This window comes from Paraburkholderia sp. BR14374 (assembly GCF_040948685.1).
Classification (GTDB): Bacteria; Pseudomonadota; Gammaproteobacteria; order Burkholderiales; family Burkholderiaceae; genus Paraburkholderia; species Paraburkholderia youngii.
On record NZ_JBFPKF010000019.1, the window covers coordinates 119,891 to 135,440 of the forward strand.

The 15,550-nt window shown below is 63.2% G+C and carries 18 protein-coding genes; 13 read left to right on the top strand and 5 right to left on the bottom strand.

The genetic code is table 11. From position 1 onward, the window contains the following. The first annotated feature begins 188 nt into the window (after positions 1–188). The 9 genes from AB3X86_RS31025 (at position 189) to AB3X86_RS31065 (ending at position 7,808) form a co-directional block, all read left to right on the top strand. Entirely contained in the window at positions 189–1,091 is a 903-nt protein-coding gene (locus AB3X86_RS31025; RefSeq protein ID WP_368598898.1) for a DMT family transporter, read from the top strand. Between the two features lie 207 nt (positions 1,092–1,298). Further along, the gene (locus AB3X86_RS31030) at positions 1,299–1,868 is read left to right on the top strand and encodes a TIGR00645 family protein (protein WP_217709947.1); all 570 of its coding nucleotides are present in this window, start codon (positions 1,299–1,301) and stop codon (positions 1,866–1,868) included. Between the two features lie 48 nt (positions 1,869–1,916). Then, on the top strand, positions 1,917–3,440 hold the full coding sequence (locus AB3X86_RS31035; protein ID WP_176123504.1) for a fumarate hydratase: 1,524 nt from the start codon (positions 1,917–1,919) through the stop codon (positions 3,438–3,440). Positions 3,441–3,641: 201 nt separating this feature from the next. Beyond that, positions 3,642–4,121, top strand: a complete 480-nt coding sequence (gene bfr / locus AB3X86_RS31040; RefSeq protein ID WP_176109072.1) for a bacterioferritin — start codon at positions 3,642–3,644, stop codon at positions 4,119–4,121. Between the two features lie 125 nt (positions 4,122–4,246). Next, positions 4,247–5,134 (top strand): glutamate racemase, encoded by an 888-nt coding sequence (gene murI, locus AB3X86_RS31045; protein WP_368598899.1) that lies wholly within the window; start codon positions 4,247–4,249, stop codon positions 5,132–5,134. Between the two features lie 149 nt (positions 5,135–5,283). Beyond that, positions 5,284–5,541 carry a bacterioferritin-associated ferredoxin gene (locus AB3X86_RS31050; protein ID WP_176109074.1) on the top strand — a complete coding sequence of 86 codons (258 nt, stop codon included), beginning with the start codon at positions 5,284–5,286 and terminating at the stop codon, positions 5,539–5,541. Between the two features lie 327 nt (positions 5,542–5,868). Then, positions 5,869–6,612, top strand: a complete 744-nt coding sequence (locus AB3X86_RS31055; RefSeq protein WP_368598900.1) for an energy transducer TonB — start codon at positions 5,869–5,871, stop codon at positions 6,610–6,612. 28 nt (positions 6,613–6,640) lie between these two features. Next, complete coding sequence (locus AB3X86_RS31060; RefSeq protein WP_368598901.1) at positions 6,641–7,372, top strand: MotA/TolQ/ExbB proton channel family protein; 732 nt, start codon at positions 6,641–6,643, stop codon at positions 7,370–7,372. A 16-nt stretch (positions 7,373–7,388) separates the two neighbouring features. Beyond that, entirely contained in the window at positions 7,389–7,808 is a 420-nt protein-coding gene (locus tag AB3X86_RS31065) for an ExbD/TolR family protein (RefSeq protein ID WP_368598902.1), read from the top strand. Between the two features lie 426 nt (positions 7,809–8,234). Here AB3X86_RS31065 and AB3X86_RS31070 read toward each other — a convergent pair whose 3' ends face one another. Beyond that, the gene (locus AB3X86_RS31070) at positions 8,235–9,242 is read right to left on the bottom strand and encodes a LysR family transcriptional regulator (protein ID WP_176123511.1); all 1,008 of its coding nucleotides are present in this window, start codon (positions 9,240–9,242) and stop codon (positions 8,235–8,237) included. Between the two features lie 122 nt (positions 9,243–9,364). Here AB3X86_RS31070 and AB3X86_RS31075 point away from each other — a divergent pair, with 122 nt between their 5' ends. The 4 genes from AB3X86_RS31075 to hemP all read left to right on the top strand — a co-directional run bounded on the left by AB3X86_RS31075 (position 9,365) and on the right by hemP (position 11,808). Continuing rightward, a complete protein-coding gene (locus tag AB3X86_RS31075) occupies positions 9,365–10,243 on the top strand; it encodes a pirin family protein (RefSeq protein ID WP_176123512.1) in 879 nt (292 codons plus the stop codon). A gap of 146 nt (positions 10,244–10,389) precedes the next feature. After that, positions 10,390–10,788, top strand: coding sequence for an OsmC family protein (locus tag AB3X86_RS31080; protein ID WP_018432407.1), 399 nt, complete (start codon positions 10,390–10,392; stop codon positions 10,786–10,788). A gap of 86 nt (positions 10,789–10,874) precedes the next feature. Continuing rightward, complete coding sequence (locus tag AB3X86_RS31085; RefSeq protein WP_176109081.1) at positions 10,875–11,360, top strand: SRPBCC family protein; 486 nt, start codon at positions 10,875–10,877, stop codon at positions 11,358–11,360. A 187-nt stretch (positions 11,361–11,547) separates the two neighbouring features. Next, entirely contained in the window at positions 11,548–11,808 is a 261-nt protein-coding gene (gene hemP, locus AB3X86_RS31090) for a hemin uptake protein HemP (RefSeq protein WP_176109082.1), read from the top strand. Between the two features lie 291 nt (positions 11,809–12,099). Here hemP and AB3X86_RS31095 read toward each other — a convergent pair whose 3' ends face one another. The 4 genes from AB3X86_RS31095 to AB3X86_RS31110 form a co-directional block, all read right to left on the bottom strand. Continuing rightward, positions 12,100–13,509, bottom strand: coding sequence for a 4Fe-4S binding protein (locus AB3X86_RS31095; protein ID WP_368598903.1), 1,410 nt, complete (start codon positions 13,507–13,509; stop codon positions 12,100–12,102). Continuing rightward, positions 13,506–14,351 carry an FTR1 family protein gene (locus AB3X86_RS31100; protein ID WP_176109084.1) on the bottom strand — a complete coding sequence of 282 codons (846 nt, stop codon included), beginning with the start codon at positions 14,349–14,351 and terminating at the stop codon, positions 13,506–13,508. Before AB3X86_RS31100 ends, AB3X86_RS31095 begins: the two co-directional genes overlap by 4 nt. A 101-nt stretch (positions 14,352–14,452) precedes the next feature. Continuing rightward, positions 14,453–14,785 carry a cupredoxin domain-containing protein gene (locus AB3X86_RS31105; RefSeq protein ID WP_013088988.1) on the bottom strand — a complete coding sequence of 111 codons (333 nt, stop codon included), beginning with the start codon at positions 14,783–14,785 and terminating at the stop codon, positions 14,453–14,455. A gap of 110 nt (positions 14,786–14,895) precedes the next feature. Next, complete coding sequence (locus AB3X86_RS31110) at positions 14,896–15,444, bottom strand: iron transporter (RefSeq protein ID WP_176382354.1); 549 nt, start codon at positions 15,442–15,444, stop codon at positions 14,896–14,898. Positions 15,445–15,550 lie beyond the last annotated feature (106 nt).

Below are 15,550 nucleotides of genomic sequence, written 5' to 3' on the forward strand. Positions count from 1 at the left end.
AGCGTTGATCAGACGAGATGCGCGCGGAAAAGATCACCCGTTCTATGGAGCGTTCCATGTTCACCCGCAGCACATCGCATGCCGCTGATGCGCCCCCGTTGCACCGTCCGGTCGCCCGTCTTCGTACCCTTACGCCCGGTCGCACGGCCTCTTACAATGCTAACTGAACTAGCCGTCCGGATTCCAGCTTGAATCGCTACGCCCTGCTTCTCATTACCTCGATGCTGCTGGTCGGCAGCAATGTCGGAATCGGTAAATCGATCGTCGCCTTCGTTCCCGTCCCGCTGTTCGCGCTGCTGCGCTTCGTCATCGCGATGGCCGTGCTATGGCCGCTGCTGCGCGTGACCAAACTGCGCCGCGTCAAACGCGACGAATGGATCAACCTGTTTTTACAAGCGCTATTCGGCACCTTCGGCTTCACGCTGCTGATGCTCAATGGCGTCGCGCGCACCAGCGCGGTCGCGGCCGGCGTGATCACGAGCACGATTCCGGCGGTCGTCGCGTTGCTGTCGTGGCTGCTCCTGAAGGAGCGGCCGGATGGCCGCGCGCTCGCGTCGATCGTGCTGGCGATCGTCGGCGTCGTCGTCATCAATGTCGCGCACGGCCAGGCGGGCGCGTTTGCGACGGCCGGCAGCGGCTCGCTCGCGGGCAACTTCATGGTGCTCGGCGCGGTGTGCTGCGAATCGCTGTACATCATCCTGTCGCGCCGCCTCACGCAGACGCTCGCGCCGATCGACATCTGCGCGTACACGCATCTGTTCGGCCTGTTGCTGATGCTGCCGCTCGGCGCCGGCGCGCTCGCGCATTTCGACTATCGCGCGGTGCCATCGAACGTCTGGATGCTGGTGCTGTGGTACGGGCTGTCGGCCAGCATCTTCTCGTTCTGGCTGTGGATGAAAGGCATCCGCCACGTGTCCGGCAGTCTCGCCGGCGTGTTCAGCGCGGTGCTGCCGGTCGCCGCGGCGCTCTACGGCATCGTGTTCCTCGGCGAACGGCCCACGCTCGCGCACGGCATCGCGCTCGCCTGCGTGGTCGCCGGTATCGGTCTCGCGAGCCTGAAGGCGCGCAGCGTGCCGCCGGTCGCATCGTAGTTCGGGCGTGGCGGGCGCGCTGCCCGCCGCAGAGCAGCAGATTCGACCGACGCTGTACAATACGGCGCCCGACGCGAGTCTCGCGATCCTCCGATGGCCGCGCCCCGCACCGCCGTCGGCGCCTGGCCCGTGTTCCGTCACCCCCGCTTCATCTGACCGTTGCCTATGTCCGCTTCGCGACCCGCCTCCGCCCGTCCGCGCCGCCCTATGCGCGCGCTGCCCCACCTCGTATTCATGAGCCGTTGGCTGCAGGTGCCGCTGTATCTCGGGCTGATCGTCGCGCAGGCAGTCTACGTCGTGCTGTTCCTGAAGGAAGTCTGGCATCTGGTGTCCGACGCGATGAAGCTCGACGAAACCAGCATCATGCTCGTCGTGCTGGGCCTGATCGACGTGGTGATGATCTCGAACCTGCTGATCATGGTGATCATCGGCGGGTATGAAACGTTCGTGTCGCGCCTCGGCCTCGACGGCCATCCGGACGAACCGGAATGGCTCGATCATGTGAACGCCGGCGTGCTGAAAGTGAAGCTGTCGATGGCGCTGATCAGCATCTCGTCGATCCATCTGCTGAAGACCTTCATCAGCCCCGACCAGAACACGACGCACACGATCATGTGGCAGGTGATCATCCACGTCACGTTCCTCGTATCCGCGCTCGTGATGGCGCTCGTCGACCGCCTCACCACGCACACGCATCCCAAGCATTTCGAAGAGCCCGCGGCATTGCACGCCGTGGGCGGCATCAAGGTTTCCACTCCCCTGAAGGCGCAAGACTGACCGCACCCGCTGCGATCCGAAAACAAGCGCCTCCCCACTGAGCTAGCCATGACCGTCATCAAACAGGAAGATCTGATCCAGAGCATCGCTGATTCGCTGCAGTACATCAGCTACTACCATCCGCTCGACTACATCGAAGCGCTCGGCCGCGCATACGAGCTCGAACAGAGCCCGGCAGCGAAGGACGCGATCGCGCAGATCCTGACCAACAGCCGCATGTGCGCCGAAGGCAAGCGCCCGATCTGCCAGGACACCGGCATCGTCACGGTGTTCGTGAAGGTCGGCATGGACGTGCGCTGGGACGGCGCCACGATGAGCGTCACCGACATGATCAACGAAGGCGTGCGCCGCGGTTACCTGAACCCGGACAACGTGCTGCGCGCATCGATCGTGAGCCCGCCCGAAGGCGCGCGCAAGAACACCAAGGACAACACGCCGGCCGTGATCCACTATGAGATCGTGCCGGGTAACACCGTCGACGTGCAGGTCGCGGCCAAGGGCGGCGGCTCGGAGAACAAGTCGAAGTTCGCGATGCTGAACCCGTCGGACTCGATCGTCGACTGGATTCTGAAGACCGTGCCGACGATGGGCGCCGGCTGGTGCCCGCCGGGCATGCTCGGCATCGGCATCGGCGGCACCGCTGAGAAAGCGATGCTGATGGCCAAGGAATCGCTGATGGACCCGATCGACATTCAGGACGTGATCGCACGCGGACCGAAGGACTGGATCGAAGAGCTGCGCGTCGAGCTGCATGAGAAGGTCAACGCGCTCGGTATTGGCGCGCAGGGTCTCGGTGGCCTGTCCACGGTGCTCGACGTGAAGATCATGGCAGCGCCGACGCACGCCGCGTCCAAGCCGATCGCGATCATCCCGAACTGCGCGGCAACCCGCCACGCGCACTTTACGCTCGACGGCTCGGGCGTCGCCAAACTCGAAGCGCCGTCGCTCGACGCATGGCCGAAGGTGCACTGGGAACCGAACACGGAAACCAGCAAACGCGTCGATCTGAACACGCTGACGCCGGAAGAAGTGGCCGGCTGGAAGCCGGGCCAGACGCTGCTGCTGTCGGGCAAGATGTTGACGGGCCGCGACGCCGCGCACAAGCGCATCGCCGACATGCTCGCGAAGGGCGAGAAGCTGCCGGTCGATTTCACCAACCGCGTGATCTACTACGTCGGCCCGGTCGATCCGGTACGTGACGAAGCCGTCGGCCCGGCAGGCCCGACCACCGCGACGCGGATGGACAAGTTCACCGAGACGATGCTCGCGCAAACCGGCCTCATTTCGATGATCGGCAAGGCCGAGCGCGGCCCGGTCGCGATCGAGGCGATCAAGAAGCACAAGGCCGCGTATCTGATGGCCGTGGGCGGCGCCGCGTACCTCGTGTCGAAGGCGATCCGCAGCGCGAAGGTGCTCGCGTTCGAAGACCTCGGCATGGAAGCGATCTACGAGTTCGACGTGCAAGACATGCCGGTCACGGTCGCCGTCGATTCGAACGGCACCTCCGTGCACCAGACCGGCCCGAAGGAATGGCAGGCCAAGATCGGCAAGATTCCGGTCGCCACGGCTTGATGAGTCGAAATTAGCGCCACTCGGATCGGTCGAAAAGCCGGGGCTGCGGTCCCGGCTTTTTTTTGCCCCGCATCGCGCATGCGCAAGGCGCCGCACGCAAGAGGCCGCAAACGCCGCCAAAACTTGTGTCGGATTCTTGGCTTTTTGGGGCATGGCGTTTATTGTTGTTGGAAATTCAAGGTCCCCGAAAAAGGAAATAACATGCAAGGCGACAAGAAGGTCATCGAATATCTGAACGCGCAGCTGAAGAACGAGCTGACCGCGATCAACCAGTACTTCCTGCATGCGCGGATGTACGGTCACTGGGGCCTCGATAAGCTCGGCAAGCACGAGTACGACGAGTCGATCGGCGAAATGAAGCATGCCGACATGCTGATTGAACGGATCTTCATGCTCGACGGTCTGCCAAATCTGCAGGACCTGCACAAGCTGCTGATCGGTGAGGAAACCAAAGAGATCCTCGAATGCGATCTGAAGCTCGAACAGATTTCGCAAAGCACCTGCAAGGAGGCGATTGCCTACTGCGAATCGGTGCGCGATTTCATCTCGCGCGAAATCTTCACGAAGATTCTCGACGACACCGAAGAGCACATCGACTGGCTCGAAACCCAGCTCGATCTGATCGACAAGGTCGGTATCCAGAACTACCAGCAAAGCGCGATGGGCTCGGTCGAGTCCTGAGCGAGGCACCTTGAAGCATCCCGCGAGGTAGCGGCGCGTGGGCGATATACTTGCGCGCTTGCTCGCGCTTTGCCCCTGGCTCCGCCTGTTTCTTCGACCATCACGTCACGCTCGTTTTCTTCACTATGCCCGTCCCCGCGCCGTCCCCGACTGTCCGCAGTGTTGCCGCTGGCGCCGCGTCGCAGGCGCCGATCGGTATTTTCGATTCGGGGCTCGGCGGACTGTCGGTGCTGCGCGCGGTGCGCGCGCAACTGCCTGACGAGGCGCTGCTGTATGTCGCCGATTCGCTGTACGCGCCCTATGGCGAGCGTGACGACGACTTCATCACCGACCGCACGCTAGCGATCGGCGAATGGCTCGCCGCACGAGGCGCGAAGGCGCTCGTGGTCGCGTGCAATACGGCGACCGCGCAGTCGATCGCGCTGGTGCGCGAAAAGCTGCCGATTCCGCTAGTCGGCGTCGAACCGGGCGTCAAGCCCGCCGCACTGCAATCCAGGAGCCGCGTCGCCGGCGTGCTGGCGACCCAGGCGACGCTGCGCAGCACCCGCTTCCAAGGACTGCTCGAACGCTACGCCGCCGATTGCCGCTTTCTCTGCCAGCCAGGGCACGGGCTCGTGCAGGCGGTCGAGCGCTGCGACGTCGGCTCGGCCGAGCTGCGCGCACTGCTGCGCAGCTATCTGCAACCGATGCTCGACGCCGGCGCCGACACGCTGGTGCTCGGTTGCACCCATTACCCGTTTCTCGACGCGGCGATCCGCGACATCGTCGGCGAGCGGCTCGCGCTGATCGACACGAGCGTGGCGATCGCTCGCCAACTCGAACGCGTGCTTGAGCAGCACGGCCTGCGCGCCGTCACGCCGGCTGCAAGCACGCCGCTACCACGCTTCTACTCCACCGACGACGGCATCCATCAGCAGCAACTGGCCGCCACACTGCTGCGGATCGAGGCTGCGGTCGAGCACGTCTTGATACCCTCCCGCCGCACAGCCGCATCGGATTCCCGCGCCGCCTAGAGCCGGATCTCGCTCACCCGCTGCCGGTTCTTCGGACGAAATCCATTCTAAGAGGCTGGTTTTGTTACAAAAAACCGCAGACGACGCTTGTCAAACGAACCGAACAAAATGATAATAATTCGCATTAACGTTAGCTTATGACGCCTGCCATGATCGTCTGTGTTTGCAAATCCGTTTCCGACCGCACCATCCGCTCTTCGATCGCGGACGGCATCGACTCGTTCGACGAGTTGCAGTTTGAACTTGGCGTCGCCTCGTGCTGCGGCAAATGCGAGGAATCCGTGCGCGACGTGATGCTGCAAAGCGGCGTGTGCGCGAGTCGTTGCGGTGTAGTCGAGCGTCATCAGCAAGTGCAGAGCATCGCCGAGGTCGTGCAGGTCACGTTCTACGAGCGCAAGGCAGCCTGAATTAGCTAGCGGGGCGCGGTGCAAGCCGTGTCTGTGTCCCAAAGCCCCTATACTTCATGCACATTTAATGCAACGCTTAATGTGACATTGACAGTGCCGCATGTCTGCAACAAAACCGCAGTACAGTCCGCCGTACCGGGTTATCTCACTGCCGTCAGCAAGCCAGTATTCGTACCAGCCAGCTACTCCGCTCTCCCCTTCGAAAGGAGTTCGAGATGGAATTGCTGATTGGTTTCGTGACTACTTTGTTCATTTCGCTGCTGATTTTCCGAACATGACGATGTCCTGTCCGCCGCGCCGCCCGAACGGTGCGCTGCCACACTGACCATGCAGGCTCCGCACCCCGTTTCCGCAGGCGCCCCGCTGGCGTCGTCCACCCGCCCGAATTCCCGCGTGCTGACGACCACCGCCGTGGTCGCCGCGGTACACGTCGCGCTGCTCGCCGTGATCATGACGCTGCGTCACGAGCCGGTGCAGGTCGCGCTCGAATCGCACGTGATGACCGCCGAGCTGCTGCCGCCCGCACCGGTCGCCGCGCCGGCCGCGCTGCAATCGATCGCACCGCCGCCGACTCAGCCGACGCCGCCCGTCCATACGAAGCCGAAAGTCCAGCCGAAGCCAGCGCCCACGCCAAAGCCGACTCCCACTCCGACTCCGTTGCCCGAGGCCGCTGCTCCGTCGCCGACGCCGGTCGCGGCGCCCGATCCGACACCACCCGCGCCTGCCACACCGGCGACGCCGCCCGCCGCGGCAGCGCCCGCGATCGGCAAACAGACGATGGACATCAGTGCGCCAAAGAACGTGTCGCATCTCGATTGCAACATCGCACATCCGGACTACCCTGCGCTGTCGCGGCGCCGCGGCGAGGCCGGCACGGCGTACGTCCATTTCGTGGTCGGCCTGACCGGCAAGCTCGAAAGCATCGAGTTGAAGAAGAGCAGCGGCTTTAGCCGTCTCGACGACGCGGCCGTCGCCGCCGTGCGCGCGAGCGCCTGCAAACCGTATCTCGAGAACGGCGAGCCCGCCAGGGCCGCGTACACCCAGCCTTTCAACTTCAATCTGACCGACTGAAGCAAGCTTTGAAAAACGAGGAATTGCGATGCAAAACTACGGATTGGCGCACGTGTGGGCGCAAGGGGATTTCGTGACGCGCGGTATCGCGCTCGCACTGTTGATCATGTCGGTGATGTCGTGGAGCGTGATCGTCGTCAAAGGCTGGAATGTGGTGCGCCTGAAGCGCCTGACGAAGAACGCCGAGCAGGCGTTCTGGCATTCGGACGATCTCGCCGACGGCGTGAAGAAGCTCGGCGGCGGCGCCTCGACGCCGTATGACAATCCGTTCCTCGCGCTCGCGCTGTCGGGCCAGGAAGCGGCCGACCATCATCACCAGACGCAGCCGCATCTGCATGACCGCATGGACGTGTCGGACTGGATCACGCGCTGCCTGAAAGATACGATGGACGAGAGCGTCGCGCGCATGCAGAGCGGTCTCGCGATTCTCGCGTCGATCGGTAGCACCGCGCCGTTCGTCGGCCTGTTCGGCACCGTGTGGGGCATCTATCACGCGCTGCTCGCGATCGGCGCGAGCGGCCAGTCGTCGATCGACCAGGTTGCCGGCCCGGTCGGCGAAGCGCTGATCATGACCGCGTTCGGTCTGTTCGTCGCGATTCCGGCGGTGCTCGGCTACAACGCGCTGACGCGCGCCAACAAGGCGATCGTCGCGAAGCTGAGCCGCTTCGCGCACGGCCTGCATGCGTTCTTCGTAACGGGTGCCCGTCTGTCGTCGACCAAGCGCGGCGACGGCCTGCGTCTCGCGACCCGCGCCAACTGATCGACGAGGCACTCCAATGGCAATGAGCCCTTTCGCCGGAGACGATGACGACGGCCTGATGAACGAGATCAACATGACGCCGCTCGTCGACGTGATGCTGGTTCTGCTGATCGTCTTCATGGTGACGATTCCGGTGATCCGCCACGCGGTCAAGATCGATCTGCCGCATGCGAGCAGTCAGAAGGAAGACACGAAGCCCGCGCAGGTGACGGTGTCGATCGACGCGGACGGCAACGTGCTGTGGGACAGCACCAAGGTCGACGACGCAGCGCTCGCCGCGAAGATCGCCGCGGCCGCGCAGGCGAGCCCGCAGCCGGAACTGCATCTCGATGCGGACCGCAAGGTGCCGTACGAGAAGGTCGCTCAGTTGATGTCCGCCGCGCAGGCTGGCGGACTGACGAAGATCGGCTTCGTCACGCAGCCCAAAGCGAAGTAACGGGGCGCGTGGCACGCGAAGCGGGAACGCTCGTCCACGCGAAAACCCGTTGAAACACGGCCAGAAAGTAAAAGGCCTTCATCGTCGGATGAAGGCCTTTTTTGTGCGCGCTCGGCGCCTTCGGGCGGCGGGATCATTTGCCATCGGCCGAAGACTGATAGCTTTTATCACCGCATGCGAGGGCCGTGGTCGACACGGACAACGCGGTCAGCCCTATCAGGCCCGCTATGATAGCGGCCATGAGTTTTCGCATAGGAGACTCCTTAGCGAAAGGGATTTCACTATATTCCTGTGCGCGCACGCATTCAAGCAAACGGCCATTGAAAGTAACCATAACAGGCCACGCTTAAATGCTAAAAGCGATTTGCGAAGCGCGATAGCGGCCGCAGCGTACCGTGCGACTCTTGAGTTTCCTCAAGCGCCTGATTAAGCCACCGTCGACGCAACCGGAGCCGCCGCCGCAACCGATGCCTGCGCCACCGTTTTGTTGCCGTGCGCAGGACACTCGCCCATGATGTGCTTACCTTCGTCGGGATCGAGCATCTCGACCAGATAATCGACGAACGCGCGCACGGCCGGCACCATGCCCTGACGCGATACGAACACCGCGTACAACTGCGGCGTCGGAAAACTCCAGCCCGGCATCACGGGTGACAACAGTCCCGCCCTCAACGCGGCGCCATACATCATCTCGGGCAATGCGGCGATACCGACACCGGCCAGCACCGCCTCGCGAATCGTCATCAGATCGGCGGTCACGAGACGCGGCTCGTGCTCGTGAGCATGGCGCGTACCGTCGGGCGAGATCAGGTTGTACACGTGGCGGCCGTCGCTCGTCGGCACGTCGAGTGTTTCGAAGCGGTTCAGGTCGGCCGGCGTCAACGGCGGCGCATTCTGCTGCAGCAGGCTCGGCGCGCCGACCAGCATCTGCTCGGTGCGCCACAGCGGCCGCACGACGATGTTCGCGTTTTCCGGCGGATCGGAACGCACGCGCAGCGCGACGTCGATCGAATCCTCGAACAGATCGACCACGCGATTGGTCACGCGCATCACGACGCGCACTTCCGGATAGCGGTGCATGAATTCCGGCAGGATCGTCGACAGAATCGTCTGCGAGATCGTGACCGGCACGCTGACGCGCACCGTGCCACGCGGCGACGAGCGCAACTGCTGCACGACATTGACCGCCGCCTGCGCTTCACTGAGCATCGCCTGACAGTGCTGGTAGAACAGCTGCCCCGCTTCCGTCAGCGCGAGCTTGCGAGTGGAACGCTGCAACAGCCGCACGCCGAGCGACGCCTCCAGCTCCGTGAGCCGGCGCGACAGGCGCGACTTCGAGATGCCCAACACCCGCTCGGCGGCGGAAAATCCGCCATGTTCGACGACCTGCGAAAAATACATCAGGTCGTTCAGGTTGTGTGAATCGATCTTCATCTCATCGTTCCGTAAACAGAACAATCCATTGCTGAGGGGCGGCTGGCACCGCGAAAAACGGTCCCTATAATAGCTCCATGTTTCAGAAATAACGCTATTCCCCATTTTTCGAGGTGATATTGATGACTACGTCACGTACGATCGAACGCACGTTTCCGTCGGTTCGCACGGTGGAAGGCGGCGGATTCGTCGTTCATCGACCGTTTCCGACGCGTCTGCTGATGGACTTCGATCCGTTCCTGCTGCTCGACGAAATGGGGCCGGTCGACTATGCGCCGGGCGAGGCCATCGGCGCGCCCGATCATCCGCATCGCGGCTTCGAGACGGTCACCTACGTGCTCGAGGGCCAGTTCGGCCACAAGGACTCGGCGGGTCATTCGGGCACGCTGCACGCCGGCGACGTCCAGTGGATGACCGCGGGCGCGGGCGTCGTGCATAGCGAAATGCCCGACCCGGAATTCACGCGCACCGGCGGGCGCGTGCACGGCCTGCAGTTATGGGTGAACCTGCCGCGTCGCGACAAGATGATCGCGCCGCGCTACCAGGAAATCCCGTCGGCACGCATCCCAGTCGCGACGTCCGAAGACGGCCGGGTGCGCGTCAAGGTCATCGCGGGCGAGGCGCTCGGCATAAAGGCCGCGATCGAAACGCGTACGCCGATCCTGTATCAGCATTTCTCTCTGCAGCCGGGCGCGACGATCCGCCAGCCGGTGCCGGCCGACTATCGCGTGTTCGCGTATGGGCTGTCCGGCAAGGGCGTGTATGGCGAAGGCGACGCGCGAGCCGACCTCGACGCGCGCACGATGGTCGTGTTCGCCAACGACGGCGACACGGTGACCATCACGGCCGGCGACGAACCGCTCGAAGTGCTGCTGCTCGGCGGCGTGCCGCTGAAGGAGCCGGTGGTGCGCTATGGCCCGTTCGTGATGAATACCGAGGACGAGATCCGTCAGGCGGTGGTCGACTATCAGGCCGGGCGGATGGGCGCGATCACGCATTGACCGGCTAACGCGCGCCGCCAGATCGCCCCTCTCGGGGCGCGAACACCGGTAAATTCGGTCACAATATCGGCTCATGTCGCGCGAGCCGCGTTGATGCAACAGTCCGAGGCGCGCGACCCAATATGATCGCTATCACAGGAGCGCGCATGGCAGAGCCCACCGTCACCGCCCACATCGGTTCGACGAATTTCCAGGTCGTGTTCGACGACGGCAAGCACACATGGATTGCCGACGAACCCGAATCGCTAGGCGGCGGCGACCGCGGCCCGACACCGGTCTCGCTGCTGCTGTCGAGCCTCGGCGCGTGCACGTCGATCACGCTAAAGATGTACGCGCAGCGCAAAGGCTGGCCGCTCGCGGGCGTACGGGTCAAACTGTCGATGGAAACCGGCGACGCGGGCTCGACGATCGACCGTCAGATCATGCTCGATGGCGAACTGTCCGACGAGCAGCGGGAACGGCTTTTGCAAATTGCCAATGCATGCCCGGTGCACAAGATCCTCACGCACACGATCTCGATCCGCTCCGCGCTCGCCGTCGCTTAACAGGCGCACCAGACGATGCATAGGACGGTCGGACGTCGCCCGTTCGGGCCACGGGCATTGCAATATTTTCATAGGACGCAGTCGACTTGAATTTCGAACACCTCATTCAGATCAACGATCCGTTGAATCCCCTCGTCGAATCGATGACCCGCGAGCAGCTGTGGGAAGGTCTCGTGTTGCGCGCCGAGCAGCCGCAACTGTTCGTGATGGGTCTCGACAGCTGCACGATCCTGTCGCGCGACGGCAATGTGCTCGAGCGTGAGTTGCACTACGGCCAGGCCACGGTGCGCGATCGCGTCACGCTGCAGGAAAGCGACAGCGTGCGCTACGACATCCTGCCGACCGCCGAACACGTTGGCGGCTCACTGACGATGACGATCGAGCAACCCGACGAACTGCAGTTGTTCCTGCGCTTCGAGTACGCGACCACGCTGCCCGTCTCCACGACCGATCAGGACGCCGTGCGGACGCAGGAGATCGTCAAGTCCGCGTATCGCGAGAACGATATCGACACGGTGCGACTGATCCGCCAGTACGTCGCGACCAAACAGGAACCGGGACCGTTGCACTGAGAAACCGCACGGGCGTCTCGCCCGCCGCCGCTGCGGGGCCATGTCCAGGATGGCCCCCAAGGTCGTCGTCTAGCCGCACATTTCATTCAGCTATCAGCAGTCGAATCCGATGAATTTCTCGCCCTTGTAAATAGGAATAGTTATCATTTAGAATCGCCCCATCGAATCGACGAACAAGCTAGAACGAATGACCGATATGACTCGCTCCACCACGCTCAGCCTGCGCCGCTCGGCGGCCGCGCTAACCAGCCGCACGAAGCCGTCGACGACGACCGCGCAAGCGGCGAAGCCCACCGCGGAACGCACCGCCGGCCAAGGCGAGACGGCGGAACGGGTCGTGCGCAGCGATGCGCTGCTGCAAGGCCATAGTCACATCAGCATCGTGCACAACGGCGAGACGTACCAGTTACGTGCGACGCGCCTCGGCAAGCTGATCCTGACGAAGTAGCAACGCAACACGAAGTAAGTACCGGGTATTGTGGGGACCACCTCCCCGAGAGGTGTTAGGCATTAGCCAGCCACGACGGCTTGCACGCGAGAACTAGACCCCTTCGTGCAGACACCAAGCCAGCCGTCGCAGCAAGCCAGGCCGTTTTTTTGGTTCTCACTCGAAAGCGGCTGCGCAACGACGCACATCGCTGAAGATGGAAATGAAAATGAAAAAGCCGTGGGATGGCAACATCCCACGGCTTTTTCCTTGCGCTTGCGCCTGCGTTCGCACCGAACACAGGCCAAACACTTACTTCGACGCCCAGCCCCAGAACATCAGCCACCACGCGCTATTGACGACCGCCAGCGCCGCGACGAACCACAGCATCGCCAGTGCGCGCCGCACGAAGTGCTCGCTATAGCGACGCGTGACGAGCCACGCGAGCCATGCGCTCCACGCGCTGGCAATCACGAGAATCGCGATGCGCAGATCCGACGCCCACCACAGCGACACGTGCTCGGCGCGCAGCAGCGACAGCGTCGTCGCCGACAAACCGAGGAACACACCCGCGCCCGCAATCGGAATCAGCCCCTGCGTCAAGTGATGCAACCGCGTTGCGTTGAAGCGCCCGAGCATGCGCGTGGCGCCCGTCAGCAACAGCAGCAGCGCGGTGCCATAGACGAGCGCCGTCGCGAGGATGTAGCCGATCAGCAGCGAGCCGTCGAGCCAGGAGAACACGTCGTTCTGGTCGGGGTAATGCGTGAACAGGAACCACGGGGCATTGGTCTCGAGCGGCCACGTGATGTCGTGATCGACGAGCCAGGTCGCCGCGAACATCTTCAGGTCGATGAACCAGCGCGACACGGTCCAGTGGAACGCACCGATCGCGATGCCGAGCAGGCCGTACAGGATCAGCGCGGTGTCCCACGGATTCGCCTTTTTGTCGCCCAACTGCACGACTTCCGTCGACGGCTTGCGCCACGTCAGCTCGATCGCATCACGGTGTCCGCTGCAGCGGCCGCACATATGGCAGTCGGCCGCGCCCTTCATGTTGCGCAACGGCACGAGCGGCGCGCAGTTGATCGGAATCACCCGGTGCCCATGCTCGCCGTTCGTGTATGAACGGCGCCACGCGTCTTCGTCGACCTTGTAGTGAAACGGCGCGAGGCGCGCCAGAAGCGAAAAAACCCCGTTGACGGGGCACAGGTATTTGCACCAGACGCGCTTCTCGCGTCCGTACAGCAGACCGATCACGATGGCCGCGAAAGTCGAGCCGCCGAGCACCAGCAACACCGCTTTCGGATACTGGTAGACGCTCACCATCTGGCCGTAGATCGTCGTGATGCCGAACGCAACGAAGGGCCAGCCGCCCCAGCGCATCCAGTGCGGAATCGCGCGGCCGCGGCCGTACTTGCTCGCGAACTCGGCGAGCGCGCCCTCCGGGCACAGCACGCCGCACCAGACGCGGCCGAGCATCACCATCGACAGCAACACGAACGGCCACCAGATGCCCCAGAACACGAACTGCGCGGCGAGCGTCAGGTTGCTCCACAGATGCGCGGTATCGTCTGGCAGCGGCATCAGCGCGGGCGCGATGATCAGGAACGCGTACACCGCGACCACGACCCATTGGATGCCACGAATCACCGCGCCATGGCGCTGCATCCACTGGCCGACCGCCGCGAGGCGGCCCGGCCGCGAAGCCATCACGGCGCTCATGCCGCGCGCCCTGCTGTTTGCTGCGCGGGCTTGCGAGTGGCGCGGCGCACCAGCAGATAAACGACCGCCCAGTAGACGGCATAGGCAAGCAGATTCATCAGTGCCGGATGCGCACGGTAGCCGGTCAGCGTCGCGACGAGCGAACCGAAGGTGCTCGAATCATCGAGGATCGCCGACGAATTCCACAGCTGGTCGACGAGCGTCGGCAGGATTTCCTTGTCGATCAGCTTGTCGATGCCGGTCTGGAACAGCCCCGCGCCGAGGAACAGCAGCATGATTTCAGTGACGCGGAAAAAGACCCGCCACGAGATGATCTTGCCGCCGAGCTGCAACACGTAGAAGGTCAGGAATGCGAGCGCGAGACCGATCGCGACAGCGAGCATCTGGCTGCCATCGACATGACCCGACTGGCCGAAGCCGAGGCCGTACAGGAAGATGACCGTTTCGCTGCCTTCGCGCGCGATCGCCAGCGCGACCAGCAGCGCGACACCCCACCAGTTCGAATCGCGCTTGCTCTTTTGCAGCGACTGTTCCATGTCGCGCTTCAGCGTGCGGCCGTGCTGCTTCATCCACAGCACCATCTGCACGATCAGCACGCAGGCGATGAGCACCATCGCGGTCTGAAAGTAATCCTGCGCGTCACCGGAGAGCACCTCGGTGAAGCCGACCAGCGCCGCGCCGAGCGCGACCGCCGCGATCACGCCGGCCGCCAGGCCGCCCCACAGGTACGGCAGGCCGCGGCGCGCGTCGTCGTCGCCATTTTTCAACCACGCGTACAGGATGCCGACGACCAGCAGCGCTTCGACACTTTCCCGCCACACGATGAACAGAATCTGACCCATTCAAGCTCTCCCTTCGATCCTTCTACTGCCCGCTTCCGTTGTCTCGCTCGAACGACTGCGCCCGCTTCCCGCGGCGTCTCGCCGCCGATCGAGACCACTGCTTACTTCGCGACGATCACGCCCTGCGCCTGCTGATGAAAGTCGTCGAAAAACTTGTATTCGCCTGGCTCCAGCGGGGCGATCACGACGAACGAATCGGCGCCCGGCGCCAGCACCTTCTCTTTACGCAATTGCACACTTTCGAATTCCGCCGCGCCCTTGCCGGTGTTACGCACTTCGATTTTGATACGCTGCCCCGCGGGCACTTCGATGCGGGCCGGGTTCAGCTTGCCGTCGTTCATTTCGAGCTTGAAGGTCGGCAGATCGGCTGCGTGAGCCGTGGCCGCCAGGCAAAACGTGGCGGCAAGCATCGTGATCTTTCGGTTGATTCCCATTGCCCTTTCCGGAAAACGCGACGCGCCAACGCCGGGTATCACACCGACTGTCCGCGCGCCGTCTGCTGCATTCACTGATACGTCGAGCGACCGCGTTTGCATCAAGCCGATCAGTAACCGCCCTTCTTGCCGATGCCAGCGAAGGTGAAGTCATATTCGAGCGTGATGGGCTTGAACCACGGACCCACGCCGGTTTCCTTGTCGACGTGGCGGCCGAACGCCATGTGGCCCATCTGCATCGGCGGTTCGACGATCAGCTTCAGGTGATACTTGCCGGGGCCTTGCAGCTTGACGTTGTCGCCGTAGTGCGGACCGTCGTTCGCGACCATCGCCATCAGGTCGCCCTTCAACGGCTGGTTCGAGCCGGCCTTCGTCAGTTCGTAGCGCACCTGCAGATAAGGCATCCAGTCGCCTTCGGCGAAACCGGTCGGATTGTTCTTGACCGCGTGAATGTCGGACTCGAGATGGATGTCCGAATCCGACGCCTTGCGCATCATGCCTTCGGGCTCCATCGTGATCGGCTGCAGGTAGACCACGCCGATTTCCATGCCACCCTGGATCTGCTGCTTGCCGATCGGATATTCGGCGGCCGAGGCCGACAGCGCCGCGACTGCGGCTACCGTTGCCGCGCCACCCCGCACAAAGGAAGAAATCCGCATTGATGCTCCTTGTTTTTATCAGACTGGACTCGATTTCATTGAAACATGGGGCCGCAAGACAGATGTAAATTTAAATGCGAACCATTCTCAATATTGGTTGAGTTTA